General features: G+C 42.4%; 25 protein-coding genes and 1 tRNA gene. 24 read left to right on the top strand and 2 right to left on the bottom strand.

The window, feature by feature from the left end; translation table 11 throughout:
- Window positions 1-58 precede the first annotated feature (58 nt).
- The 8 genes from mnmE (at window position 59) to ACFQV5_RS08555 (ending at window position 9,414) form a co-directional block, all read left to right on the top strand.
- Complete coding sequence (mnmE, locus tag ACFQV5_RS08590) at window positions 59-1,435, top strand: tRNA uridine-5-carboxymethylaminomethyl(34) synthesis GTPase MnmE (protein ID WP_379245637.1); 1,377 nt, start codon at window positions 59-61, stop codon at window positions 1,433-1,435.
- A 170-nt stretch (window positions 1,436-1,605) separates the two neighbouring features.
- Window positions 1,606-3,492 carry a tRNA uridine-5-carboxymethylaminomethyl(34) synthesis enzyme MnmG gene (gene mnmG, locus ACFQV5_RS08585; RefSeq protein WP_379245635.1) on the top strand — a complete coding sequence of 629 codons (1,887 nt, stop codon included), beginning with the start codon at window positions 1,606-1,608 and terminating at the stop codon, window positions 3,490-3,492.
- A gap of 9 nt (window positions 3,493-3,501) precedes the next feature.
- Window positions 3,502-4,224, top strand: a complete 723-nt coding sequence (rsmG, locus tag ACFQV5_RS08580; RefSeq protein ID WP_379245633.1) for a 16S rRNA (guanine(527)-N(7))-methyltransferase RsmG — start codon at window positions 3,502-3,504, stop codon at window positions 4,222-4,224.
- Window positions 4,225-4,751: 527 nt separating this feature from the next.
- Window positions 4,752-5,570 (top strand): nucleoid occlusion protein, encoded by an 819-nt coding sequence (gene noc, locus ACFQV5_RS08575; protein ID WP_379245631.1) that lies wholly within the window; start codon window positions 4,752-4,754, stop codon window positions 5,568-5,570.
- A gap of 292 nt (window positions 5,571-5,862) precedes the next feature.
- Complete coding sequence (locus ACFQV5_RS08570) at window positions 5,863-6,624, top strand: ParA family protein (RefSeq protein ID WP_379245629.1); 762 nt, start codon at window positions 5,863-5,865, stop codon at window positions 6,622-6,624.
- Entirely contained in the window at window positions 6,617-7,456 is an 840-nt protein-coding gene (locus ACFQV5_RS08565) for a ParB/RepB/Spo0J family partition protein (RefSeq protein WP_379245627.1), read from the top strand. The genes ACFQV5_RS08570 and ACFQV5_RS08565 overlap by 8 nt, the downstream gene beginning before the upstream one ends.
- Window positions 7,457-7,726: 270 nt before the next feature.
- Window positions 7,727-8,875 (top strand): aminotransferase class V-fold PLP-dependent enzyme, encoded by a 1,149-nt coding sequence (locus ACFQV5_RS08560; RefSeq protein ID WP_379245625.1) that lies wholly within the window; start codon window positions 7,727-7,729, stop codon window positions 8,873-8,875.
- Between the two features lie 38 nt (window positions 8,876-8,913).
- Window positions 8,914-9,414, top strand: coding sequence for a DUF4446 family protein (locus tag ACFQV5_RS08555; protein ID WP_379245623.1), 501 nt, complete (start codon window positions 8,914-8,916; stop codon window positions 9,412-9,414).
- On the opposite strand, the gene yyaC is transcribed toward ACFQV5_RS08555, so the two are convergent.
- A complete protein-coding gene (gene yyaC, locus ACFQV5_RS08550) occupies window positions 9,386-9,991 on the bottom strand; it encodes a spore protease YyaC (RefSeq protein WP_379245621.1) in 606 nt (201 codons plus the stop codon). The two genes, ACFQV5_RS08555 and yyaC, sit on opposite strands and share 29 nt — an antisense overlap.
- 141 nt (window positions 9,992-10,132) lie before the next feature.
- On the opposite strand from yyaC, the gene ACFQV5_RS08545 reads away from it, so the two are divergent.
- From ACFQV5_RS08545 to ACFQV5_RS08530, 4 genes are all read left to right on the top strand, one after another.
- Window positions 10,133-10,384 carry a putative Se/S carrier protein gene (locus tag ACFQV5_RS08545; RefSeq protein ID WP_379245619.1) on the top strand — a complete coding sequence of 84 codons (252 nt, stop codon included), beginning with the start codon at window positions 10,133-10,135 and terminating at the stop codon, window positions 10,382-10,384.
- Window positions 10,385-10,407: 23 nt separating this feature from the next.
- Window positions 10,408-11,283 (top strand): mechanosensitive ion channel family protein, encoded by an 876-nt coding sequence (locus ACFQV5_RS08540; RefSeq protein ID WP_379245617.1) that lies wholly within the window; start codon window positions 10,408-10,410, stop codon window positions 11,281-11,283.
- Window positions 11,284-11,366: 83 nt separating this feature from the next.
- Entirely contained in the window at window positions 11,367-11,579 is a 213-nt protein-coding gene (locus tag ACFQV5_RS08535) for a DUF951 domain-containing protein (RefSeq protein WP_379245615.1), read from the top strand.
- A 79-nt stretch (window positions 11,580-11,658) separates the two neighbouring features.
- A tRNA-Ser gene (locus tag ACFQV5_RS08530) sits at window positions 11,659-11,749 on the top strand.
- A 410-nt stretch (window positions 11,750-12,159) separates the two neighbouring features.
- Here the strand turns inward: ACFQV5_RS08530 and ACFQV5_RS08525 are convergent.
- Window positions 12,160-12,354, bottom strand: coding sequence for a YjzC family protein (locus ACFQV5_RS08525; RefSeq protein ID WP_379245613.1), 195 nt, complete (start codon window positions 12,352-12,354; stop codon window positions 12,160-12,162).
- 262 nt (window positions 12,355-12,616) lie between these two features.
- Here ACFQV5_RS08525 and rpsF point away from each other — a divergent pair, with 262 nt between their 5' ends.
- The 12 genes from rpsF to ACFQV5_RS08465 all read left to right on the top strand — a co-directional run bounded on the left by rpsF (window position 12,617) and on the right by ACFQV5_RS08465 (window position 24,423).
- Entirely contained in the window at window positions 12,617-12,901 is a 285-nt protein-coding gene (gene rpsF, locus ACFQV5_RS08520) for a 30S ribosomal protein S6 (protein ID WP_379245611.1), read from the top strand.
- 44 nt (window positions 12,902-12,945) lie between these two features.
- Window positions 12,946-13,431, top strand: a complete 486-nt coding sequence (gene ssb / locus ACFQV5_RS08515) for a single-stranded DNA-binding protein (protein WP_379245609.1) — start codon at window positions 12,946-12,948, stop codon at window positions 13,429-13,431.
- A gap of 20 nt (window positions 13,432-13,451) precedes the next feature.
- Entirely contained in the window at window positions 13,452-13,724 is a 273-nt protein-coding gene (gene rpsR / locus ACFQV5_RS08510) for a 30S ribosomal protein S18 (RefSeq protein ID WP_006207333.1), read from the top strand.
- Between the two features lie 526 nt (window positions 13,725-14,250).
- Window positions 14,251-14,925 carry an SOS response-associated peptidase gene (locus ACFQV5_RS08505; RefSeq protein ID WP_379245605.1) on the top strand — a complete coding sequence of 225 codons (675 nt, stop codon included), beginning with the start codon at window positions 14,251-14,253 and terminating at the stop codon, window positions 14,923-14,925.
- Between the two features lie 648 nt (window positions 14,926-15,573).
- On the top strand, window positions 15,574-17,340 hold the full coding sequence (locus ACFQV5_RS08500; protein ID WP_379245603.1) for an ABC transporter substrate-binding protein: 1,767 nt from the start codon (window positions 15,574-15,576) through the stop codon (window positions 17,338-17,340).
- Window positions 17,341-17,407: 67 nt separating this feature from the next.
- Window positions 17,408-18,370: an ABC transporter permease gene (locus ACFQV5_RS08495; RefSeq protein ID WP_379245601.1), complete on the top strand. Its 963-nt coding sequence runs from the start codon at window positions 17,408-17,410 to the stop codon at window positions 18,368-18,370.
- Window positions 18,371-18,382: 12 nt separating this feature from the next.
- Window positions 18,383-19,306: an oligopeptide ABC transporter permease gene (gene opp4C / locus ACFQV5_RS08490; protein WP_379245599.1), complete on the top strand. Its 924-nt coding sequence runs from the start codon at window positions 18,383-18,385 to the stop codon at window positions 19,304-19,306.
- Window positions 19,307-19,317: 11 nt separating this feature from the next.
- The gene (locus ACFQV5_RS08485) at window positions 19,318-20,295 is read left to right on the top strand and encodes an ABC transporter ATP-binding protein (protein WP_379245597.1); all 978 of its coding nucleotides are present in this window, start codon (window positions 19,318-19,320) and stop codon (window positions 20,293-20,295) included.
- Window positions 20,292-21,257 carry an ABC transporter ATP-binding protein gene (locus ACFQV5_RS08480; protein WP_379245595.1) on the top strand — a complete coding sequence of 322 codons (966 nt, stop codon included), beginning with the start codon at window positions 20,292-20,294 and terminating at the stop codon, window positions 21,255-21,257. The genes ACFQV5_RS08485 and ACFQV5_RS08480 overlap by 4 nt, the downstream gene beginning before the upstream one ends.
- Before the next feature lie 217 nt (window positions 21,258-21,474).
- Complete coding sequence (locus tag ACFQV5_RS08475; protein ID WP_379245593.1) at window positions 21,475-22,407, top strand: D-alanyl-D-alanine carboxypeptidase family protein; 933 nt, start codon at window positions 21,475-21,477, stop codon at window positions 22,405-22,407.
- Between the two features lie 322 nt (window positions 22,408-22,729).
- On the top strand, window positions 22,730-23,713 hold the full coding sequence (locus ACFQV5_RS08470; protein WP_379245591.1) for an LCP family protein: 984 nt from the start codon (window positions 22,730-22,732) through the stop codon (window positions 23,711-23,713).
- Between the two features lie 272 nt (window positions 23,714-23,985).
- A complete protein-coding gene (locus tag ACFQV5_RS08465; protein ID WP_379245589.1) occupies window positions 23,986-24,423 on the top strand; it encodes a CBS domain-containing protein in 438 nt (145 codons plus the stop codon).
- The last annotated feature ends 33 nt before the right edge of the window (window positions 24,424-24,456 follow it).

Genomic DNA, 24,456 nt, shown 5'->3' with positions numbered 1-24,456 from the left:
ATTGTTTTTTATTCAAGTGTTAATAAGCTTATCCAGAATGAAAAGAAGGTGAATTTTCATGTTGAGTGATACGATTGCTGCGATTTCCACAGCGGTTGGTGAGGGAGGTATCGCGATTATTCGCGTCAGCGGTCCTGAAGCTATCATTGAAGTAGAAAAAATATTTAAGAGTAAGACAAAATTATCCGAAGCAGATTCGCATACGGTTCATTATGGGCATATCATGGACCCGATGACTCGGGATAACCTTGAAGAGGTATTAGTTACTGTAATGAGAGCACCGCGCTCATTCACCACAGAAGATGTGGTTGAGATCAGTACACATGGTGGTGTCATTGCGGTTAAGCGGGTGATGGATCTGCTTCTGCAACAGAACATCCGTCTTGCTGAACCTGGCGAATTTACAAAACGTGCTTTTTTAAATGGAAGAATTGACTTGTCACAAGCCGAAGCGGTTATCGATCTAATCCGTTCGAAGTCAGACCGTGCTTTCTCGGTTGCCTTGAAGCAGGTGGAAGGAAATTTATCACGTAAAATTAATGATCTGCGGTATACGCTCGTGGAGACTTTAGCTCATATTGAGGTGAATATCGATTATCCTGAACATGATGTAGAATCACTTACTTCGGAGTTCATTAAGGATAAAAGCCGCTTTGTTATGGGTGAGATCGACAAGCTGCTGAAGACGGCCGAAGAAGGGAAAATATTGCGTGAGGGTATTACTACTGCGATCGTAGGTCGTCCGAATGTCGGTAAGTCTTCCTTGCTTAATACACTAGCTCATGATAACAAAGCAATTGTTACGGATATTCCGGGAACAACACGTGATGTCATCGAGGAGTTCGTGACGATTAACAACATTCCGCTCAAGTTGCTCGATACAGCGGGGATTCGGGAGACCATGGATGTTGTTGAGAAAATTGGGGTAGAACGTTCGAAACATGCGGTAAGTGAGGCAGACTTGATTCTTCTGGTATTGAATGCAAGTGAGCCACTGCATGAAGATGAATTGGAACTGATGGAACAAATACGCGGTAGACAATGTATTGTTATTATGAATAAAATGGACTTACCGTCACAGATCGATCTTGATATTGTTCGTAGATATTATCCAGATGAACTGATCGTTCCGATGTCTGTAAAGGCGCAGGAAGGAATCGATCGGTTAGAGGATGCTATTTCAAGATTGTTCTTTAGTGGTAAGATAGAGGGCGGAGATCTGACTTACGTTAGCAATGTCCGTCATATTGCTTTGCTTAAGAAGGCAAAACAATCTCTGCAGGATGCATATGAAGCAGCTGAGCAGTACATTCCCATTGATATGATTCAGATCGATGTACGGCTTGCATGGGAGCAACTTGGAGAGATCTTAGGTGAAGAAGTAGGCGATTCGCTGATTGATCAAATTTTCTCGCAATTTTGCCTTGGGAAATAGGCTTCTAATGAATCCATTTCATATCTGATTAAAACTCCTTCTAAAACTATATGTAGACAAACAATCATATTTTGATCTATATATAGTCTTGGTTAAAGCGGCTAAAGGTATTATGAAATTGATTCTATTATATAGGGTTTGAAAATATACAAAAAACAGGAGGGTTTGCCATGAGTTATGTAGGACGCACCTATGACGTGATTGTTGTTGGGGCTGGTCATGCTGGCTGTGAGGCTGCATTAGCTTCCGCACGCATGGGTGCTGAAACGTTGATGGTTACGATTAACTTGGATATGGTTGCATTTATGCCTTGTAATCCGTCGATTGGCGGACCAGCTAAAGGACATGTTGTTCGTGAAATTGATGCTTTGGGCGGTGAAATGGGCCGTAATATTGATAAGACCTTTATTCAAATGCGAATGCTAAATACGGGTAAGGGACCAGCGGTTCATGCGCTTCGTGCACAAGCTGATAAGTTTTCCTATCAACATACCATGAAAGAAACGATGGAGATGCAAGAAAACCTGACACTTCGTCAGGGAATGGTTGATCGTCTTGTGGTTGAGAATGGGGAATGCGTTGGGATTGTAACACAGACTGGTGCTGAATACCGTGCTAAAGCTGTAGTCTTAACAACAGGGACGTATCTGCGCGGTAAAATCATTATGGGTGAGCTGATGTATGAGAGCGGACCGAATAACCAACAGCCATCCGTAAAATTAGCAGAGAATTTGCGTGAGCTTGGATTTGATCTCGTTCGATTTAAGACGGGAACACCTATGCGGGTTCATAAGGATACGATTGATTTCTCGAAAACCGAAATTCAACCAGGTGATGATGAGCCGAAGTTCTTTTCTTATGAGACAAAATCTTCGGATAATGAGCAGCTTCCATGCTGGTTGACTTACACATCTGTTGAAACTCATCAGATTATTAATGATAATCTGCATCGTGCTCCGATGTTCTCAGGTGTAATTGAAGGAACAGGACCTCGTTATTGTCCATCGATTGAAGATAAAGTCGTTCGCTTTGCTGACAAAGCGAAACATCAGATTTTCCTTGAGCCTGAGGGTAAGAACACGAAGGAATACTATGTTCAAGGTTTATCCACGAGTATGCCAGAAGATGTTCAGCTTGCGATTCTACGGTCTGTGCCAGGTTTGGAAAAAGCAGAAATTATGCGTAATGGTTACGCAATCGAGTATGACGCCATCGTTCCAACTCAGTTGTGGCCATCGCTTGAAACGAAGCATCTACCAGGATTGTTCACAGCAGGCCAGATCAATGGTACATCTGGTTATGAAGAAGCAGCTGGTCAAGGGCTAATGGCAGGCATTAACGCTGCACGTAAAGTGCAAGGGAAAGAAGCCATCGTTCTTGATCGCTCCCAAGGGTATATTGGTGTTCTGATTGATGATCTAGTAACCAAAGGAACGAATGAGCCGTATCGCCTGCTTACTTCACGCGCAGAATATCGCTTGCTTCTCCGTCATGATAATGCGGATATGCGTCTGACTGAGATTGGTCATGAGATCGGATTGATCTCCGAAGAGCGTTATGCTCAGTTCCTTCGTAAAAAAGCACTCGTTGAGCAGGAGATTGAACGTCTTAGCCAGACGAAAGTGAAGCCTGTAGAAGTAAATGCGATGCTTGAAGCTGCTGGGTCTGCCTTAATTCAAGATGGAAGCAATATGCTGACTATTTTGCGTAGACCTGAAATTTCGTTTGATATGATTGAATCCTTGTCTCCATCACCATTCGAACTGGATGAGGAAATGAAGGAGCAAGTTGAAATTCAAATTAAATATGCCGGTTATATAGAGAAGCAACTCGGTCATGTTGAGCGTCTGCAGAAGATGGAGAAGAAGCGGATTCCTGAGGATATTGTCTATGATGATATTCATGGTTTAGCGATGGAAGCAAGACAAAAGCTTAACAAAATCCGTCCGATTTCGATTGGTCAGGCTTCTCGTATTGGCGGGGTAACTCCAGCGGATATTTCTATACTCTTGGTTTATCTGGAGCATTACAACCGAGTTACGGCAGCGAAAGGATAAGCCACACTAATGGATACTATTCAAAAGGATTTTGTAAGCCGGCTCGAAGAGCGGGGTATTACAATAAATGAGAGACAACTCGATCAGTTCGAAAATTACTACAAAGTATTGGTTGAGTGGAATGAGAAGATGAACCTGACAGGAATTACGGAACGCGATCAGGTATATATGAAGCATTTTTACGATTCGGTGAGTCTTGCCTTCTATGTGGATATGGAAAAAGTGGGTTCCTTAGCCGATATCGGTTCAGGAGCTGGCTTTCCTGGAATTCCGCTGAAGATCTGTTTTCCACATTTGAAGTTAACGATCGTCGACTCTCTAAATAAACGCATCAATTTTCTCAAGCATGTTGCAGAAACACTTGGATTGGAACAAGTTGAACTACTGCATGGCAGGGCAGAGGAAGTAGCTCGTAAACATGGATACCGCGATGGATTTGATCTGGTTACCGCACGTGCAGTAGCGAGAATGGCTGTTCTTAACGAGTTTTGCCTGCCTTTTGTTAAAGTAGGAGGGCAATTTGCAGCAATGAAGGGTAGTAATCCAACGGAAGAGATTGATGAGGCAGCACGCAGTTTGAAAGAATTGAGAGGTTCACTGAGCCAAGTGCATTCCTTCTCGCTTCCGGTTGAAGAATCAGATCGTCATATTGTTGTTATTGATAAAAAGGGACCTACCCCGACTAAATATCCTCGCAAAGCTGGAACAGCTGCGAAGACACCGCTTGTTTAACTTAATATATTTCAAAATGTATCCTAGGAATGTTTCACGTGAAACATTCCTTTTTTTGACCAAGTGGATACTACGTTAATTTATATCTAGCGATCGTTTGAAGTGTGTGTGAGATCAGCTTATTTTATTGTTATGTACCTAACTTTATTAGATATAAAAGTTGTCCTCAGAGAAATCAGATTTCATATGATTTTGTAAAAATACACTAAATTTGCAGGAAAAAAAGGTGAGTTTGTAGAATAGGATTATAGGACAAATAGTGGTAGAATAGAATCGTAGTACCAATTGATAGAGGCCGGACATAGACCGGTCCGTTTTTTTGCTGATATCATGAGTAAATGTAATGTTTTATGCAGGGAAATGCCTGACTTCGCATGAAGTATTCGGATCTAAAAAGTCAGAAGGTGGCTTTTGGAACGAAGGCTTGTTATCTAGCCATTCATGTTAGCTACTGAATCTGTTTCACGATATAGTAGCAAGTAGAGGCATCGTCCATGCTATCATGAAATTAGGTGGTAATATACGGAATGAAAGAACAATTTTCGAAGTTGTTTGGCTTAGCGGCAGAACGAAATAATGGGGATGAAGTGAAGCAAATTCCAGTGAATGAGGTTGTTAGCAGTCCATATCAACCGCGCACGATTTTTGATGACGATAAAATCGATGAATTGCTTCAGACCATTAAAACACATGGTGTCATTCAACCTATTGTTGTTCGTATTCGTAATGGCGTGTATGAGATTATTGCCGGTGAGCGTCGTTGGCGTGCAGTCAAAAAGTTAGGTCTGGATACGATTCCTGCAATCGTTCGGGATTTTAATGATTCTCAGGCGGCTTCAATTGCCTTAATTGAGAATTTGCAACGGGAAGGTCTGACTTCAATTGAAGAGGCAGTGGCTTATCAGAAATTGATTGATCTTCACCAGCTTACTCAAGAGAGTCTTGCACAACGACTGGGTAAGAGCCAATCCACCATTGCTAACAAAATCCGACTATTGCAACTGCCTGAAGAAGTGAAGTTGGCGCTTATGGAACGTAAGATTACAGAACGCCATGCTCGTGCGCTGTTATCTCTAGATAATGAGGAGACGCAGTTGAAAGTGCTGGCTGAGGTCATTGCAAAAGAGTTGAATGTTAAGCAGACGGAAGCTCGGGTTGCATTTTATAAAGAAGTAACTACGATGAAGAAATCGAAACGGATTTCTTATAGTAAAGATGTACGCCTGGCCCTGAATACGATTCGTCAATCCATTGACATGGTTTCAGGATCGGGTATGGCTATTAAGACGACTGAGAATGATCATGATGACCATTATGAGATCGTCATTAAAATTCCCAAACGATAAAGTTAGTATGACATGAAAGCCTGAAAGTGGTGATAATATGCCACTTTTTCTGTTGACCTAAGAAGCAGCTTAGTAGAACCTCCTAGGAAGACAGAATGCATTTTTTGGAGCTTAACGTGCTTGTATCTTCAAAAAATGGTTTCGTGTCCGAACCCAGCGGATTGCGCATAACCGTTCAGGTGCTGTCTCTCAAAGGACAGCGTTTATCCAAATGTGCAATATACAGCTTCTATGCTGTATATCATCTATTGCAGCCTACTTAGAAGAGTCTTCCTACATTGAGGTGAAATGAGTGTCTAAAACAATTGCCATAGCAAATCAAAAGGGCGGGGTCGGTAAAACGACGACTTCTGTCAATCTGGGCGCTGGACTGGCTTCGCTTGGCAAACGGGTTCTTTTAGTGGATATAGATCCCCAAGGGAACACGACCAGTGGTGTCGGCATTAATAAAGCAGATGTTGAAAACTGCATATATGATATCATCATTAATGAGGTACACCCTAAGGACGCGATTAATCCAACAAACATTGATGGATTAGATATCATTCCTGCTACGATTCAACTGGCAGGTGCAGAGATCGAACTTGTTCCAACGATTTCGCGTGAAGTACGTTTGAAGAAATCCCTTCAGTTGGTAAAACCTAATTACGACTATATCTTGATCGATTGCCCTCCATCACTCGGTATTCTTACGATTAACTCCCTAACTGCTGCTGATTCGGTCATTATTCCGATTCAATGCGAATATTATGCGTTGGAAGGCTTAAGTCAATTACTAAATACTGTACGTTTGGTCCAAAAACATCTTAATACATCGCTCAAGATTGAGGGTGTACTTCTTACGATGCTTGATGCAAGAACGAACCTGGGAATTCAGGTGATTGAAGAAGTGAAAAAGTATTTTCAAGAAAAAGTGTATAAGACCATTATTCCAAGGAACATTCGTTTGAGCGAAGCTCCATCACATGGTCAATCGATCATTACTTATGATCCTCGTTCAAAAGGTGCGGAAGTTTACTTGGAGCTGGCAAAGGAAGTGATCTCTTATGAGTAAACGTTTAGGAAAAGGGTTGGATGCACTTATACCTTCCTTGTCTATTAATGAGGATGATAAGGTCGTTGATATCCCATTGAGTCAGTTGCGGGCTAACCCGTATCAGCCTCGGAAAACGTTCAATGAAGAAGCGATCCAGGAGCTTGCTGAATCTATTCGGCAGCACGGTGTAATTCAGCCTATTATTGTACGAAGTGTTCTTAAGGGTTATGAAATTATTGCTGGGGAACGCCGTTTCCGGGCATCTCAATATTGTGGTAAAGCAACTGTTCCTGCTGTAGTTCGTTCTTTCAGTGATCAGCAGGTGATGGAAATTGCCTTGATCGAAAACCTGCAGCGCGAGAATTTAAACGCCATGGAAGTGGCAGTTGCCTACCAAGGTTTAATGGAACAATTTTCCTTAACGCAAGAAGAGTTATCTTTAAAAGTTGGTAAATCACGCTCGCATATTGCTAACTTCTTACGGTTGTTATCTTTACCGGAAGAAGTGAAAGAAAATGTTTCACGTGGAACATTATCAATGGGGCATGCAAGAGCGATAGTGGGGTTGAAAGATCCTGTTCTAGTTAAACAGTTGGCGAAACAGTGCGTGGAACAAGAGTGGAGTGTTCGCGAACTAGAGGAAGCTGTGAAGAACCTAGATCGAAAATCCGATGATAAGGATAAAGTGAAGGTGAAGAGAAGGGATCCATATATTGATCACCTGGAGGAGAACCTGCGCGAACGATTTAAGACGACTGTGAAGATCAAGCACAATAAAGATAAAGGGAAAATTGAGCTGAATTATTATAGCAAGCAAGACCTTGAACGGTTACTTGAATTGCTGCAATAGTTTGTTTTAAAATATGAAATGTTCGATACGGGATATCCATAACGTTTTACAATGATATAGTTTGGAATATCACATCTTGATGGAGAAAGACATGTCGGTGTTCCTTTGGGGAACAGGACATGTCTTTCTTTCTTGATTTTCTTGATCTAGGGAATGGAAGGGTACATAAAGGGTGAATCCCTTAGTAACTCAGTAGTTTTGAAATGCTCAAATATGTATGTTCTGATAGGATGATAGATTCGTAATCATCCTCATTGAAGGGGGTACAGCATGGATTCAGTCATTTACCTAGACCACGCAGCGACTTCGTGGCCTAAACCTCCGGAAGTGTTGGAGGCTATGAAGAAAGCGATGGACGAAGCAGCGGCGAACCCGGGGCGAGGGAGCCATCGCATGGCTGTGAATGCATCAAGAGTGCTCTATAACACACGTAGAACATTATCGACCTTATTTCATGTGAAAAATCCAAATGATATTGTCTTAACCGGCAACACGACAGAGGCATTGAATTTAGCTATCAAAGGATACCTTACTGAAGGTGATCATGTTATTGCTACAATGATTGAGCATAATTCAGTGAGAAGACCGTTAGAATACTTGAAACGGACAAGAGGGATTCATGTCGATTATATTCCTGTGCGTGCAGAGGGACAGCTGGATTTAAAAGAGGTAGAGAAAGCATTTAATCCGAAGACGAAGCTCGTGGTATGCAGTCATAGCTCGAATTTACTCGGATCGATTTTGCCAATTGAAGAGATTGGGGAATTGGCAGCTCGTCATGGGGCGGTGCTCCTTGTAGACGCAGCTCAGAGTGCCGGCATGTTACCTATTGATGTTGAAAACATGAATGTTGGAATGCTCGCCTTTCCAGGGCATAAAGGGCTTTTAGGACCGCAAGGAACAGGCGGTCTTTATATCTCTCCTAATGTGGAGTTAGAGCCTTTAATGCATGGAGGGACTGGTAGCCAATCTGAGGCTGTAGAACAGCCGACAGTAAGACCTGATAGATATGAGGCAGGTACCCCTAATACGATCGGTTTTGCAGGGCTTCAAGCCGGTGTGAAGAAAGTGCTGGAATGGACGCCGGATCATATCTATCAACATGAGTGGGAGCTCACGCAACGAATGATGGAAGGACTATCATCTGTAAAAGGAATTAAAATCCTGGGTCCAGGCTTAGGAGAAGCAAGAACAGGAATTGTATCGTTTGTAGTAGAACAGAGGGATGCCTCTGAAATGGCGTTTAAATTGGATCGTGAATATGGCATTGCTGTACGGGCAGGTTTTCATTGTACTCCACTTGCACATATGGCTGCAGGCACGGAAAACACTGGCGCTGTAAGAGCCAGTGTGGGGTTGTGGACGAGCAGAGAAGATGTTGACATTATGGTGGAAGCCATGGCTAAAATCCAGGCCTGATCGACAGATCAAGATTGAGGAGAAGGAATGAAAAAAGTATGTCTGAATTGAATGAATTGATCATGGAGCAACTTCATTGGTTTGTTGTCGGTATGGTAGCCGTGATATTGATTCTATGGTTGATCGTAATGATACAGGGCGCCAAGTTGCGTAAAATGCGGCGTCAATATAATGCGATGATGTCCGGCACCGGTGTGGAAAATCTGGAGACACTCCTCCTTAATCTGAAAATTCAAATGGATGAGATTGAAGAGGAACAGGGCAACCAGCGTACCCAACTTGATCGTATAATACAAGCTTTGAAGAGTGTGAAGACCAAAACGGGTATAGTTCGTTACAATGCTTTTGGTGAGCGTGGCAATGATATGAGCTTTTCCATTGCGATCGTGAGTGAAAAAGGTGATGGACTGGTTCTTACCGGTCTATATAACCGGGAAAGTTCATTTGTATATGCTAAGCCGTTACAACATGGAGAATCGAAACACTCTCTGTCCCCAGAGGAAAAAGAGGCTATAAATCTCGCGCTGCAAGAAGGGTAGAACGATTCCATTCCTTCAAAGCGGAGAACAAGCAATTTGCAATGATATCAGAAAGACGCATGACGAGACTTAGACGAGTGTTCTGTAATACGAAGTATTCCATAAAGCCGCCGACATTGACGATGCCAGTTACATGGATATCGCCAACCGGCGGTAATTCTTTATGTACACCTGCGCCAGGACGAAGAGGTCCATCTGAGACTTGGATCGATCCTACACTAGCGGATTGACCAAGACAAGCATCGATACCGATAATGAAAGGGTTGTCGTGCTTTTCATATATCATCGTGAGTGTTTCTTTCAAATTCATTGCGTGGACAGGCTCATCGAGTGTGCCATATAGATGGAAGAGCGGGCTATTGTATCGTGAAAGAGATGTACCGACAAGCGGTCCAAGACAATCGCCAGTGGAACGATCTGTACCAATGCACACTACGATTAATGGACGACGCTGCACGCCAGAGGAAAGGTGATAGAGTAGTCGATGTATAATTGCAGAATGGATTTCAGGATCGGTATGTGGTATTTTTAAGCTTGAAAACTCCTGATCGGGTGAGTGTTTAGGTGAACGGTTCATAGAATCTTCCTTTCATGTGCAAATGGTAGTATTAGTATATGGATGAAAGAATGTTTTTATACTTCTAGATTGGTAAAAGAAGATAATCTGTTCATAGATTGATGAGGAGCAGGTAATAGTGTGATGATGGAGGTACACGGTATGTCATCAGGTATGATGCTGATCGCTTTTGATTCCACGCAACAGGCACTTCGAGCGGAGATGCTGCTTGAATATGCGGAGATTGAAATAGATCTATTTCCGACGCCAAAAGAGATTACGGCAGGCTGTGCATTATCGATTCAATTTCCCCCCACTGCGTTAAAAGAGGTTCAAGAGATTATTGCTCAGGAGAAAGTTGAGATCCGGGGCATATTTGCGCAGGATGACAACGAGATATATGTAAGCATCTAGAGTAAGGTTGGGAGGAATAACAAATGAATGATGATAGTATTTCAGGGAAACCTGAAGAGGTAGTGAAAGGGGCATTCCAATTGAGTGAGAAATTCTGGAATTGGATGACAGATGTTGACATGTGGATGGGTGTAGCTACGGCTGCAATTCGAATACTAGCTATATTCCTATTGACACGTCTCATTATACGAGTTGTGTATAAAATGATAGATCAGTTTCTCCAAAGACAGGAGAAGAGTAGAATTAGTGTAAATCCACGAAGATTTACAACCGTTGGAGAGTTATTGAAGAATGTAACCGCATTTGTATGTAACTTTATTATGATCATGATTATTTTATCTGAGTTTAACTTCAAACTTGGCCCTCTACTGGCCAGTGCTGGGGTACTTGGATTAGCGGTAGGTTTTGGTGCGCAGAGCTTGGTTAAGGACGTAATCACTGGATTCTTCATCATACTCGAGGATCAGTTTGCAGTTGGAGATGTAATTAAGAGTGGGGAATTCAGAGGGACGGTTGAGATCATTGGACTTCGCACGACACGAATCAGAGGGCTGAATGGAGAGACGTACATTATTCCAAACGGATTAATCACGAGTGTGACGAACTACTCTGTATCTAATTCGCTTGCGCTTGTTGACCTGCCGGTGAAGAATGAGAAGCGGGTAAATGAGACGATGGCACTCATTGGGAGGGCACTCGAAGGAATTGCTCAGCGTCGACCTGAACTAACGCAGGATCCTGAAGTGCTTGGAATTCAGTCCCTGACAACTTCCGAATATGTAGTACGTATCGCAGCTGAATGTCATCCGAATGCACGTGAAGTTGCTGAGCGTGAAATATTGAAGGATATCAAGCAGGCTCTCGAGGCCGAGGAATTACGCCAATCATCAAACGGATGATACATGTTACTTGTTAGTTTGAAGTGAAATGAATAGAATAGATATCAACTACCAGTCGGAGAGAAGGAAAAGGGGGAGCAGGTATGGAACGAAAGGTGTTTCAATTGGGGGATGTTGTTCAAATGAAAAAGCCCCATCCCTGCGGGAATAATGAGATGGAGATCATTCGTATGGGAATGGATATCCGGATTAAGTGTACGCGTTGTCAGCATAGTGTGTTGATTCCACGTGCCAAATTTGAGAAGAATATGAAGAAGGTTTTAAGATCCGCAGCTGGCGATGATGGGACTGTATAAGCTCAACGGCTGACAGCAGACAGGTGATAGCTGAAGTATTGACCTGTTAGGCTGGACATGTTATAATCAATCGTGCTGCGGAAAGGTACCCAAGAGGCCCAAGGGGGCTGACTCGAAATCAGCTAGGCGTCGCAAGGCGTGCGTGGGTTCGAATCCCACCCTTTCCGCCATCTTCATCAACTATTGAATATGCATTTACAAGCCCTCGTGTATACGAGGGCTTTTTTTATCGTCCGATGCCGAGCATTGTGAGATTTTTACTTCATTATATATAGAAATAAAAAGGAAGGACCCTTTCGGGTCCTTCCACTGGTTAGGCGGTGCTTGTGATATGGAATCTAAAACTAACACTTTCGCAAGTACCTTGGTTAACAGCCTTTACTTGCCCTAAAACGGCCAAGCGCTTTGCTAATTCCCTCCGCTTGCTTCCTGTGCAGAGTAAGACCCTTTGGGTAATTCAGCTGCGTTGTCCAACGGAACCACACCTCTCTCATTGCACCGCCTAATCATATTATGCTCGATATTAAGTTTGTTATACACGGAATGAAAAATTTAATAATGAAGCGAAATGAGGTATTGGTTATTTCGGTTGAACCCGTCTCTTGTTAACCCAGACCCGGTCATCATTCGTGTTATCTGGAAATGTATCGCCTTGCTTCAATTTTACTTGCTGAGGGTTTTCAATACCCATGATGTGGTCCCGAACACCAACTTCGATATAAACACCATTGTTGGGAGCTTTTTCTCCGCTATGGAACTCACTACGTTCACCCATGATCAGAATCCTCCTCCAGTTAGAATAAGACTGCCTCATTAGGTTGCACCACTGACCCTGTAATCATGGCAGGGAAAGACCGGAAGAGAAGACGAACATCTAATGATTGGACCTGGAGTGAATTATGTTTAGGTATTGTTATGGAAGGAAAAGAAACTTGCATCAGATCATTCGTTCTGATATATTATTATGGTGCGAGTTTACGCTCGTTCCTTGCTCCTAACCTAGATTAGGGGCCGAAGTCCACAAGGAGGTGAAAGATATGCGCAAATATGAAGTGATGTACATTATTCGTCCTGACATTGAACAAGAAGCTGTTCAAGCTACAGTCGATAAATTCCAAGGCATCATCTCCAACGGCGGAGAAATTACAAAGCACGATGTAATGGGTAAACGCCGTCTTGCGTATGAGATCAAGAAATTCCGTGATGGCGTGTTCGTTCTGGTAAACTTCAATGGTACACCTGAAGTTATCGCTGAACTTGAGCGTCTCATGAAGATTTCTGACGAAGTTATTCGTTATCTCATTACGAACGACGTAGCCTAAGACCGAGAGTTTTGTAATGAATTCGTTCTAAGGAGGGGATTGGATTGTTGAACCGTGTCATTTTGATCGGCCGGCTAACCCGGGATCCAGAGTTGCGTTATACTCCAGCAGGAGTAGCGGTCACACAATTTACGCTTGCCGTAGATCGTCCGTTTAGCGGACAAGGCGGGGAACGCGAAGCGGATTTTATTCCGGTCGTTACCTGGAGACAGCTTGCTGAAACGTGTGCCAACTATCTGCGTAAAGGCCGTCTGACGGCTGTGGAAGGGCGCATTCAAGTGCGGAATTATGAGAATAACGAAGGTAAACGTGTATACGTAACTGAAGTGATTGCTGATAATGTCCGTTTCTTGGAATCGAACCGAGATAGCAGCGGAGGCGGCGGAAATCGTGAGGAGTCATCGTTTAGCGGAGGAAGCAGCAATAGCGGCGGAAACCGTGGAAATAACAATTTCTCGCGCAACAATCAGGATCCTTTTTCCGATGAAGGAAAACCGATCGATATTTCGGATGATGATTTGCCATTTTAATAAGGAAGGACTGACAAAGCATGGCTTTTAAGCAAAGAGAAGGCGGAGACAACGACAAACGTCCAGCACGCCGTGGTGGCCGTAACAAACGTCGTAAAGTTTGTTTCTTCACTGTGAATAAAATTACTCACATTGACTATAAAGATACTGATTTGCTCAAGAAGTTCATCAGCGAGCGCGGCAAAATTTTGCCACGTCGTGTGACTGGAACTAGTGCAAAATATCAGCGTGCCTTGACGATTGCGATCAAACGCTCCCGTCAAATCGCATTGCTTCCATACACTACGGAGTAGTCCGTGGAGAGAAAGCAGCTCAGCCTAATTGGCTGGGCTGCTTTTTTTATGTGTTGAATAAATAAACAGACGTAATGAGCAAGGAGTATCGTCCACTGAACACGTACATTTTTACACTTATATGACGTTGTTCTCGGATGATGAATTAAGAAATTAACGTTTGTGAATGTCCCCTGGGAATAGACATAATCTCTTTCATAAAGTACATACTAAGAATTTTATAGAATAGATACAGGAGAGAAATAGGAAGTAGTAAAAAGTTTCTTCTATATATATACCAACTATTATGAATATTTCTACTCCTGATTAAGTGAGCTTTGAATTTGTTAATTCTAAATGTTAACTTGTCCTTTCTGATAAGACATAAACGAATAGATTTAAAGTTGAAGAAGCAGCGCAGATATAACATAGTGAAATCAATTAACTAATAGAATCTCAGAAATTTGTCTCTTCTCAGAAAACACATTATATAAATGAATAATTTTCCTCTCTTAATCAAACGATAAGAAAAAGGAGGAATTTTCTAATGTGTAGACGGTTCTCGGTGTCAGCTGGGATAGATGAGGTAGGAGAGCATTTTGGGATAAATAAAGTGATGTACTATTATAAAAATCGATACAATATTAGTCCAATGCAAGGGGTTCCGGTGATTCTTCATGATCAGGGGGAAATGATATTGGATGAATATCGATGGGGCTTGGTCCCTTACTGGGGCAAAGATGCGGTTAATGCCAATTTAGAAACGGTTAATCAGAATCCAACCTATCGAAAGGCAATAGATACTCGGCGTTGCATCATTCCAAGCAATGGATTTTATTACTGGAGAACCGTTGGGAAGAAGAGTTATGCCGTAAGAGTTGTTATGCCTAATCAAGAGTTGTTTGGCGTTGCTGGATTATATGAAACTTGGTCGGATGCGAAAGGCGAGAAGATAAGAACCTGCACGATGCTTATGACAGACGCCAATGTATTTATTAGAGAGTTCGAAGAACGGATGCCAGCCATAATGTCCCCGGAGGATATGTTGAAGTGGTTAAATCCAGAAGTAAAGGGATTTAACCATCTGCAACCGTTGCTGAAAACTTATGAAGGAACGATGAGAATCTACCCAGTGACTCCTATGGTGGGCAATGACAATCATGATCATCAACAATGCATTGAAGAGATGGATTTGAAACTAGCGTGGGTTAAAAACCTGTAGAAGTAATAACAGCCACTTGAGAAAAATTCTACTAATATTAGACAGTCCGGTAAAAATACGGATTGTTTTTTTGTGTAGAGAAACTATTTCTATATCAAATTACATGACATGGAAATCCAACAGTAGAACCTAAAGTAGGATATTGAGGTTAATCATCTTACCCTCAATATGACCTAGGTTTGAAATTCTTACACAGGAAAGCAATCATGCGTCGAAATAACCGTTTTCATGTAAGGTTACTTTACATATAAATATAATTTTCATCATTAATAATGAAAATTTATGAAAAAACTACAATTTAAATTATGAAATTTCCATATTTTCTGAAATTTAACGGACGTTATTATTGATTTAAATGGCTTAGTTATGAAGAAAAACGAGTGTGGGAAATCAATTTTTTTTAAAAAATATGAAAAAGTAATTGACGTTACCTATTTTTACACGTATCATAACATTAATTTTACAGACAAGAAGATATTGTTAATAAAATTGGTACTAATTGACCATTGGTATATTTTTTGGGAGATTGATAAAACTCTGCATCATGCTACCGACATCCTAGATTTACCTAATCGTAATTATTTAAGGATAATTTCCAAATTGTCCTAATAATTTATAAGCAACATCATTTTTAGAAGGAGGATTAGCATGAAGAAGAGAATGTCTCTATTGCTGGTAATCATGTTATTTGCCATTTCTATTCTGGCAGCATGTTCCGGCGGAAAAGCTGAAGAGCCAAAACAAGGGGAAGAAGCAGGTCAAGAAACACCTAGCACAAATGAGGGCGAAAACAAAGAAGAAACCCCTCCAGCAGAAGGTGAAGATGAGAGTCAGGGATATTTTGAAGCAGAAGACCCATCTCTAAATCCACAAACAGCTTTGGATCGTAAAGATACACTGATTATCGGTATGACTTCACCAAAAGGTGTGTTCAGCCCATTCTTCTGGCAGACTGCATATGACAAATATGTTGTTGAAGCAATCTTTGATACGTTCTTAGAAGTTACAGGCGACGGAACATACACAGAAAGCTTGGCTGAGAGTGTTGATGTATCTGATGATGGTTTGAAATATACATTTAAGCTGAAACCAGGCGTTACTTACTCTGATGGTTCTCCAGTAACCGTTAACGATTATGTATTCGCTATGAAGATCCTTCACGATCCAACATATGACGGTGAGTCTGATCTGCTCTCTTTGCATATTGCTGGTGGACAGGAATATCATGATGGTAAGGCAGATGAAATCTCCGGTCTTAAAGTAATTGATGATCAAACGATTGAAATTACAGTAACTGAAGCTACAGCATATACAAAAGATGCTTTGGGTGATGTTGCATTCGTTCCAGAGTCTTACTACGGTAAAGACTTCAAGAGAGGTAACATGGATTCACTGAAGGCTTTGCATGATAAGCCAATTGGTAGCGGTCCTTACATCTTGACAGATTTCAAACCAGGCCAAGAAGTTGTGTTTGAATCTAATGAAAACTATTTCAAAGGCGCGCCAAAAGTTAAAAATATTGTTTACAAAACGACAACAGAAGAAACAATGCTTCCTATGCTTCAGACCGGTGAAATTGATATGGACATGATTACAGTAAGTGAAGATAACGTTGAAGAAATTAAGGGGATGGGTTTCCTTGATCTCAATATCTTCCCAACGAATGGTTATGGTTATATCGCATTTAACCACAACCTAGATAAATTCAAGGATCAAAAAGTTCGCCAAGCATTAATGTTCGGTTTGAACCGTGCTGAAATTGTTGAAGCAAGTTTTGGTCCATATGCAAACCCAATCAGCATTCCAGAGTCCAGCGTATCGTGGGCTTACACAGATGAGAATATTGAGCCTTACGACTTTGATCCAGAACAAGCGAAAGCATTATTGGACGAAGCAGGTTGGACAGTAGGTTCTGATGGTATACGTGAGAAAGATGGAAAGAAATTCACGATTGATTTCTCTGCAACAGCAGACAACTCGGTTGTAGATGCACTCCTGCCAGTTATGACCTCAAACTATAAAGATCTCGGTATCGAGATTAAAGCTGAAACGCTTGATTTCAACGCAATCATGGAGAAAAAAGACAGAGGCGAGTATGAGATGTACTTCGCAGCTTGGGGTTTGACTCCAGATCCGGATAACACGGTTTATATTACTGGTGGCGCACAGAACGACACAGGCTATTCCAACAAAACGGTTGATGATTTGATGAAAAAAGGTAAAATGACGCTTGATAGAGAAGCTCGTAAAGAAATTTACAAGCAAATGTATCAAGAAATGAACAAGGATATTCCTAACATGTTCATGTACCAAAGACGTGATGGCTGGGTAATCAACAGCCGTGTCAAAGGATTCGATATCACAGCGTATAAAAACTTCACTTATAGCTTGGATCAAGTAGAACTTCAACAATAACATCAGGTAAAGATATGCTCAGCTCATCCGAGCTGGGCATATCCACTTATATGCCGGGAGGAATATTATGAAGCAGTACATTATCCGGAGGCTGCTACAGATGATCCCGACCCTGGTCGGGATATCAATACTTGTCTTTGCCATATCCGCTATGGTGCCGGGGGATTATATCACTGCAAAGAACAGTCCGAGTATGACGGCTGAGAAAAAAGCCGAGCTTCGGGCTATTTACGGTTTAGACAAGCCGCCTGTAGAGCGTTACTTCACATGGGCTGGGAATATGTTTACAGGAAATATGGGAGACTCTCTCCAGCATAAACAGCCAGTTACCAAGGTTATTGGTAACTATGTATGGAATTCATTTGTTATTGCTTTTTGCAGTTTGATTCTAAGTTGGATTATCGCTATATTTGCTGGGGTATTCTCAGCTAAATTTCAATATTCACTATTTGATAAGATTGTAACCTTGATCGTCTTTTTATGTATGTCTCTACCTTCATTCTTTATCGGGCTCTTACTTATCAAGCTATTTGCGCTGGAGCTTGGATGGTTACCTGTCGGCGGTATGACTACAGCTGGATCTAAGGCAACTGGTTTTGCTTACATTAAGGACGTGGCTGAACACGCCTTTATGCCAATCCTCGTACTTACGATGCTCAGTACAGGAAGCTTGACCCGTTATTTCCGTACCAGCATGCTGGAGGTTATCCGACAAGATTACATTAGAACTGCACGAGCTAAGGGATTGAAAGAGCGGAAGGTTATTTTTAAACATGCATTGCGAAATGCCATGTTGCCCGCTATTACGTTAATGGGATTTGAATTACCGGCTCTATTTGGGGGCGCCATCATATTAGAAAAAGTATTTGTATGGCCGGGTATAGGTCAAGTTTATCTAGAATCTATCACCGTACGTGACTATCCATTCATGCTCGGCTTTACTATTTTCCTAGCTATTCTTACATTGCTCGGGAACTTGATTTCCGATGTTCTGTACGGAGCAGCAGACCCAAGAATCCGTTTAAAGTAGGAGGAGATCATATTGTCCCTAGAGGCTGCACCTCTCGATACGAAAATACAAGTCCCTGCGAAGCAGCCGGATTCTCCGTGGCGAATAGCGATTCGGCGATTCACTAGAAATCGACTGGCTGTTTTTGGACTTTTTATATTAATTATTATGGCTTTATTTAGCATTGTAGGACCCTGGATTTCGCCCTATGATCTTGATCAATACAATGTTAAGAACAAGAACATGGCACCTAATGCACAACACTGGCTAGGAACAGATAAGCTGGGAAGAGATATTTTACTTCGCCTTATGCTTGCTGGACGGATTTCGCTTACTGTTGGTTTGGTAGCTACCGGAATATCCGTTATTATCGGTGCTACGCTAGGTGCATTGGCGGGGTTTTACCGTAAATTCACGGATACCATTATTATGCGAGTTGCTGATATTTTTATGGCGATGCCAGCCTTGCCTATTATGATTATTCTAGGAGCTATACTTTCCGATTTGAAGGTAGAACCTTCTGATCGAATATACTTCCTGATGCTCATTCTCGGTATTCTCGGTTGGACGACTATTGCTCGTCTCGTACGTGGTCAAATCCTGACACTGCGTGAGCAGGAGTTTATGCAGGCTACAGAAGCTCTAGGTCTTCGGGATCGCCGGAAAATTTTCCGTCATTTGTTACCGAATACGGTTCCAATCATTATCGTAACTGCAACACTCGGTGTAGCTTCTGCTATTATCTATGAATCAGCGCTTAGCTACCTGGGAATCGGAGTTGTACCACCAACACCGTCTTGGGGGAATATGATCGCGGCTGCAAACAGTTTAATTGACTTCCGTAAGAGACCGTGGCAGTGGATTCCGCCAGGTATGTGTATTTTGATTACCGTTGTAGCGATCAATCTGATCGGAGACGGACTTCGCGACGCACTTGACCCTAAAATGAAGAAGTAGGAGATGCGACAATGGCAAAAGATCTAGTAGAATTCCGCAATTTAAAAACGCATTTTCATACCTCCGCAGGTACCGTGAAAGCCGTTGACGATGTCAGCTTCAAAATTCGCGAAGGCGAGACGCTGTGTGTAGTCGGTGAATCGGGATGCGGAAAAAGCGTGACAGCGATGTCACTTATGCGTTTGCTTGAGGTACCTCCTGTGGGAGGAGAAATTATTTTCGAAGGCAAAGATATTTTGAAAATGAATAAACGGGATATGAGTATGATAAGAGGTAACGAGATTGCTATGATCTTTCAGGAGCCCATGTCATCTCTTAACCCGGTATTAACGATCGGAGAGCAGATCGTTGAGCCGATCATGCTTCATCAGTTGGTAACCCGTAAGGAAGCAAAGAGCCGTGCGATTGAACTCATCACGATGGTTGGAATTCCGCGTGCCGAGAAAATATACGCTTCTTATCCGCATGAGCTGAGCGGTGGAATGCGTCAACGGATTATGATCGCGATTGCACTTAGTTGTAATCCAAAATTGATTGTAGCTGATGAGCCTACAACCGCACTTGATGTTACGATTCAGGCTCAAATACTGGACTTGATGCGTGATATTAAGGAGAAGTTCAATACATCTATAATGCTAATCACACATGACCTTGGTGTCGTGGCGGAAATGGCCGATTATGTAGTTGTTATGTATGCCGGTAAAGTAATTGAAGAGGCTCCTGTTATTGAGCTATTCCAAAACCCGAAGCATCCGTACACCAAGGGACTTTTAAAGGCGAAGCCAATTATTAACCAGAAGCAGGATCGTTTGTACTCGATACCGGGGCAAGTACCTAATCCGATTGAACTCGGTAGTAACTGCCATTTCCACGACAGATGCGAATTTTGCATGAATATATGCGTTGAGAAAGAACCTCCGCTTGGCCTAGACCCAGACGGTCATAAGGTTGCATGCTGGCTGTATGAAGAGGAGGGGAAACAGCAATGAGCGAAGCACTAATTGAAGTTACCGATCTAAAGAAATATTTCCCCATTACCGGAGGAGTATTTCAGCGAACTGTCGGAAACGTCAAGGCCGTTGACGGCGTTAGCTTTTCGATTAATCGGGGTGAATCCTTCGGGCTCGTTGGAGAATCCGGCTGTGGTAAAAGTACAGTAGGTCGGACCCTCCTCCGCCTGCTTGAGAAAACCGACGGTAAAGTTGTATTTAAAGGCCAAGATATTCATAAATTGTCCAGAGACAAGATGCGTGGAATGCGCCCCAAGATGCAGATTGTATTTCAGGACCCGTTCAGCTCGCTCAACCCAAGAATTAAAGTGGGTGAGGCGATCGGTGAAGCACTTCTTGACCACGGCCTTGTGAATCGTAAAGATCTTAAAGAGCGTGTAATTGAAACATTGAAGATCTGTGGTTTGTCCGATTATCATTATGATCGGTTCCCGCATGAATTCTCCGGCGGACAACGTCAACGTATCGGTATTGCTCGTGCTTTGATTTTAAACCCAGAGTTCATTGTAGCGGATGAACCAGTCTCAGCGCTTGACGTATCCATTCAAGCACAGATTATCAATCTGCTGAGCGATCTGCAAAAAGAGAAGCAGCTCACTTACCTGTTCATTTCGCATGATCTGAGTGTTGTAGAACATCTCTGTGACCGCATCGGTGTTATGTATTTGGGCTCTATGGTAGAGATGGCTAGTAAGGAGGAGCTGTTCCGAAATCCGCTTCATCCTTACACGAAGGCTTTGCTCTCTGCTGTTCCGGTTCCTGATCCTCTGGCAAAGCGTGATCGTATCGTACTGAAGGGTGATATTCCAAGCCCAGCGAACCCTCCATCAGGATGTAAATTCCATACGCGTTGTCCGATGGCATCCGATTTGTGCAAACAACAGGTGCCTGAGTACCGCAATATGGGTGATAATCATTTTGTGGCTTGTCATTTTGCTTAGTTTCTCCATAAATAAGAGTATTGATTACAAACAGCGTCAGGATATCCTGTCGCTGTTTTTTTTATGTTTAACTTCGGCTATATCTCATAAGAATACCGTCTGAGGAATATACTCCATCTGCATGAGAATTGGCGTCTTATGAAAAAAAAAATTTTTTTTGAAAAAATTGCAGACCAAATGGCCTTTTCAACCGTCTAATATAATGGAGGGCATACATATGAAAAAACGGTGGTTATGGTTTGTAGTGATTGTTCTTATTATGATCCCTGTAGTTTCTGTTATTACATTGAATAAAGAACGAATTGGTATGAAACCGGTTGTGGAAGCTAAAGCGGTTGTACTAATGGATTTAAATACAGGTCGTGTGCTGTTCAGTCAGAATGGAGATGTGCCTTTGCCTCCTGCAAGCATGTCCAAATTAATGGCTGAGCTAATTGTACTCGACGAAATTAAAGCGGGAACTCATAGCTGGGATGAAAAAGTGATGATTAGTGAATACGCAAGCAGCGTGAGCGGGGTTCAGTTGTCTTTGAATAAGGGGGACGTGCTTACAGTACGTGAACTATTTCAGAGCATGGCGGTATACTCGGCTAATGACGCGGCAGTAGCACTTGCTGAACATTTTGCAGGCTCAGAAGAGAACTTTGTAAGACATATGAATCAGAAGGCGAAGAAACTTCAGCTTTCCAGCGGTTCCTATTTCGCTAATGTTTCTGATATTCAAACGGACCCTAAGGAGTTAAGTGGCTCTCAGGTACATGAAAGAGAGACACGTATGACTGCATTAGATACGGCAAAACTAGCAGCTTATCTGATTAACCATCATCCGGACATTTTAGATACATCGAGTAAGACCCAGATGAGGCTGCAAGGCAGGGACTTATATTTAAGTAATACGAACTGGATGCTTCCCTCACTAGCAGGTCCTTATTCTTACGAGGGAACAGATGGTCTAAAGACTGGATTTACGGAGAATGCGGGTTATTGCTTTACAGGAACTGCTGCAAAAGGTGGAAGTCGACTTGTTGCTGTTGTGATGGGAACGAAGAGCGAGGAAGCCCGATTTGAAGAGACGCGTAAACTGTTTGATTATGGATTTTCTAAAATTTTAACCTGGAGAGAGCGGCTGGATGATTGGTTCCATGTATAGGGACACTAGCTGCTTTTTTCTTTTGGTTAGAGGAAATATCGGCTTATTTGATGAGACCCTCTCAATTTTGGTAGATTTAACGTATGGTTACCTAGCACTTCACAGAGAGCATTCGTCTGGTTTACAATAGACAATGTGCTGCTGATTCTCCCTGTGTAAAAACAGGGTCCCGGTGCTGCGTCAACAATGACTGTAGCCGTTTAATAAAGAAAGGAGGCGAGTGTGAAGGAAGGCAGCTACTACTTCCGCTATCCTTTATTTATTTCATATAAATGAGCATTAAATACGTTTTTATTTTATAAAAAAAGAAGGAATATAACCTATGAAGAGGAAAACATTATATATCGCACTCGCTGCAGTAGTGCTGCTAGGTAGCTTAGGCTATCTATTCCGTACACAGCTTGCTGTAGTGGCATTTGATTTGTTTATGTCTGACAAAGTTGAAAGCTCGCTGGAGAAGTCATATAAGCCGCTGGAGAGTGATCAGAATCCAGAGCCTGTGGTTCTTCAAAGTGAGCCGTTCAATGTGTTGCTGCTAGGGAGTGACCAGCGTGAGGATGAGCCTGCTCGTTCAGATACGATGATGCTGGCAGTGGTTCGTCCTAAAGAATCCAAAGTGTTGCTCGTTTCCGTACCGCGTGATACTTACGTGGACATCATTGGTAAGGACAAAAAGGATAAGATTACACATGCCTTTGCGTATGGTGGCCATCAGATGGCTAAAGATACAATGGAGGCATTCCTTGATGAGGAGATCGATTACTATGCTTCCATCAATTTTCAAGGTTTGAAAGATGTCGTTGACGCTATGGGCGGTGTAGAGCTGCCGATCGGTAAGGATATTGTAAACAAAGGGAAAGACCACGAGAAGTTCACGATTGAAGCGAACAAACCGATTTACTCGGGCGAAGAGGCGCTCAATTACGTACGTTATCGGGAAGATAGTGATTTTAACCGGACGAAGCGCCAACAAGTGTTTCTGGATGCAGCTGCCAAACGGTTAATGCAGATTGATCAGATTGGCAAAGTTCCTGAGTTGATCGAAATTATGGGTGATAACTTCCAGACGAATATGCAGCCTAAGTTCATTATTGATTTAGCGAAGCAATTGTTAACCGGTGGGAAACCGGAAATGACTACCTTTACCATTATGGGTGAGGGTATGAGATTGAATGGTATTTACTACAATCAAGCCGATGAAGAAGATGTTGAGTTAGCACAGCAAATGATTGATAACTGGATGGATCCTACAACACCGGAAGACCAGCTCATGAAGCCAGAGACGTCTGACAGTACAAACCAGTAACTCCATCACAACATAAATATGGAATAGATCGTGGAATCCGGAAATCCGGATCGGACAAATGGATCAAATCATAATTCAATCAGCAGTCCGGGTTGTCTGGCTGCTGATTTTGTGTCTTGTACGGAACGGTTGATGATTATATAGGTTTATATTAGTAAAGCGCTTGCAAAAATGCTCATGATGTACATGTTTTGCAGCATAGCTATCTAATATCACTTCATTATTTCAACAGATGGGCCTCACGCTTACGCTCATAAGGAGGATTCATAATTATGAATATCGCGTTTTTTTTGCTGCCGAAACAGGAAGTCATCTGTTTAACGATGGATTCAACACTAAGGCAGACGCTGGAGCGGATGGAATATCATCGCTATACAGCCGTACCGGTCTTAGATAAGAACGGTCAGTACGCTGGCACGGTAACCGAGGGCGATCTACTGTGGTACATGAAGAATTCGGATGGAAAGATTACATTTGAGAATGCTTCGAAATTTTTGCTTAAAGATGTTCCGCTTCGTATGAACAACAAGCCGGTGTCGATTGAGGCGAACATGGAGGATTTAATTAGTTTGGCTAAGGTACAGAACTTCGTACCCGTCGTGGATGATATGAACCGGTTTATCGGGATCGTTAGACGGAGTCAAGTTATTGAATATTGTGAAAAATTCGTGTCCAGAGAGGAAACAATGGGCTCACGAGGGGCATCCTAATGTCCTGAGTGTTGCCTGCACCTCAAGAACAGG

The organism is Paenibacillus sp. GCM10028914, from assembly GCF_042666275.1.
GTDB lineage: Bacteria > Bacillota > Bacilli > Paenibacillales > Paenibacillaceae > Paenibacillus_AQ.
This window is presented reverse-complemented; position numbering and strand designations above follow the sequence as displayed.

Coding starts and splice junctions, on each gene's coding strand:
- mnmE (WP_379245637.1), top strand. CDS start 59: ATGTTGAGTGATACGATTGCTGCGATTTCCACAGCGGTTGGTGAGGGA.
- mnmG (WP_379245635.1), top strand. CDS start 1,606: ATGAGTTATGTAGGACGCACCTATGACGTGATTGTTGTTGGGGCTGGT.
- rsmG (WP_379245633.1), top strand. CDS start 3,502: ATGGATACTATTCAAAAGGATTTTGTAAGCCGGCTCGAAGAGCGGGGT.
- noc (WP_379245631.1), top strand. CDS start 4,752: ATGAAAGAACAATTTTCGAAGTTGTTTGGCTTAGCGGCAGAACGAAAT.
- ACFQV5_RS08565 (WP_379245627.1), top strand. CDS start 6,617: ATGAGTAAACGTTTAGGAAAAGGGTTGGATGCACTTATACCTTCCTTG.
- ACFQV5_RS08560 (WP_379245625.1), top strand. CDS start 7,727: ATGGATTCAGTCATTTACCTAGACCACGCAGCGACTTCGTGGCCTAAA.
- ACFQV5_RS08555 (WP_379245623.1), top strand. CDS start 8,914: ATGTCTGAATTGAATGAATTGATCATGGAGCAACTTCATTGGTTTGTT.
- yyaC (WP_379245621.1), bottom strand. CDS start 9,991: ATGAACCGTTCACCTAAACACTCACCCGATCAGGAGTTTTCAAGCTTA.
- ACFQV5_RS08545 (WP_379245619.1), top strand. CDS start 10,133: ATGTCATCAGGTATGATGCTGATCGCTTTTGATTCCACGCAACAGGCA.
- ACFQV5_RS08540 (WP_379245617.1), top strand. CDS start 10,408: ATGAATGATGATAGTATTTCAGGGAAACCTGAAGAGGTAGTGAAAGGG.
- ACFQV5_RS08535 (WP_379245615.1), top strand. CDS start 11,367: ATGGAACGAAAGGTGTTTCAATTGGGGGATGTTGTTCAAATGAAAAAG.
- ACFQV5_RS08525 (WP_379245613.1), bottom strand. CDS start 12,354: ATGGGTGAACGTAGTGAGTTCCATAGCGGAGAAAAAGCTCCCAACAAT.
- rpsF (WP_379245611.1), top strand. CDS start 12,617: ATGCGCAAATATGAAGTGATGTACATTATTCGTCCTGACATTGAACAA.
- rpsR (WP_006207333.1), top strand. CDS start 13,452: ATGGCTTTTAAGCAAAGAGAAGGCGGAGACAACGACAAACGTCCAGCA.
- ACFQV5_RS08505 (WP_379245605.1), top strand. CDS start 14,251: ATGTGTAGACGGTTCTCGGTGTCAGCTGGGATAGATGAGGTAGGAGAG.
- ACFQV5_RS08500 (WP_379245603.1), top strand. CDS start 15,574: ATGAAGAAGAGAATGTCTCTATTGCTGGTAATCATGTTATTTGCCATT.
- ACFQV5_RS08495 (WP_379245601.1), top strand. CDS start 17,408: ATGAAGCAGTACATTATCCGGAGGCTGCTACAGATGATCCCGACCCTG.
- ACFQV5_RS08485 (WP_379245597.1), top strand. CDS start 19,318: ATGGCAAAAGATCTAGTAGAATTCCGCAATTTAAAAACGCATTTTCAT.
- ACFQV5_RS08480 (WP_379245595.1), top strand. CDS start 20,292: ATGAGCGAAGCACTAATTGAAGTTACCGATCTAAAGAAATATTTCCCC.
- ACFQV5_RS08475 (WP_379245593.1), top strand. CDS start 21,475: ATGAAAAAACGGTGGTTATGGTTTGTAGTGATTGTTCTTATTATGATC.
- ACFQV5_RS08470 (WP_379245591.1), top strand. CDS start 22,730: ATGAAGAGGAAAACATTATATATCGCACTCGCTGCAGTAGTGCTGCTA.
- ACFQV5_RS08465 (WP_379245589.1), top strand. CDS start 23,986: ATGAATATCGCGTTTTTTTTGCTGCCGAAACAGGAAGTCATCTGTTTA.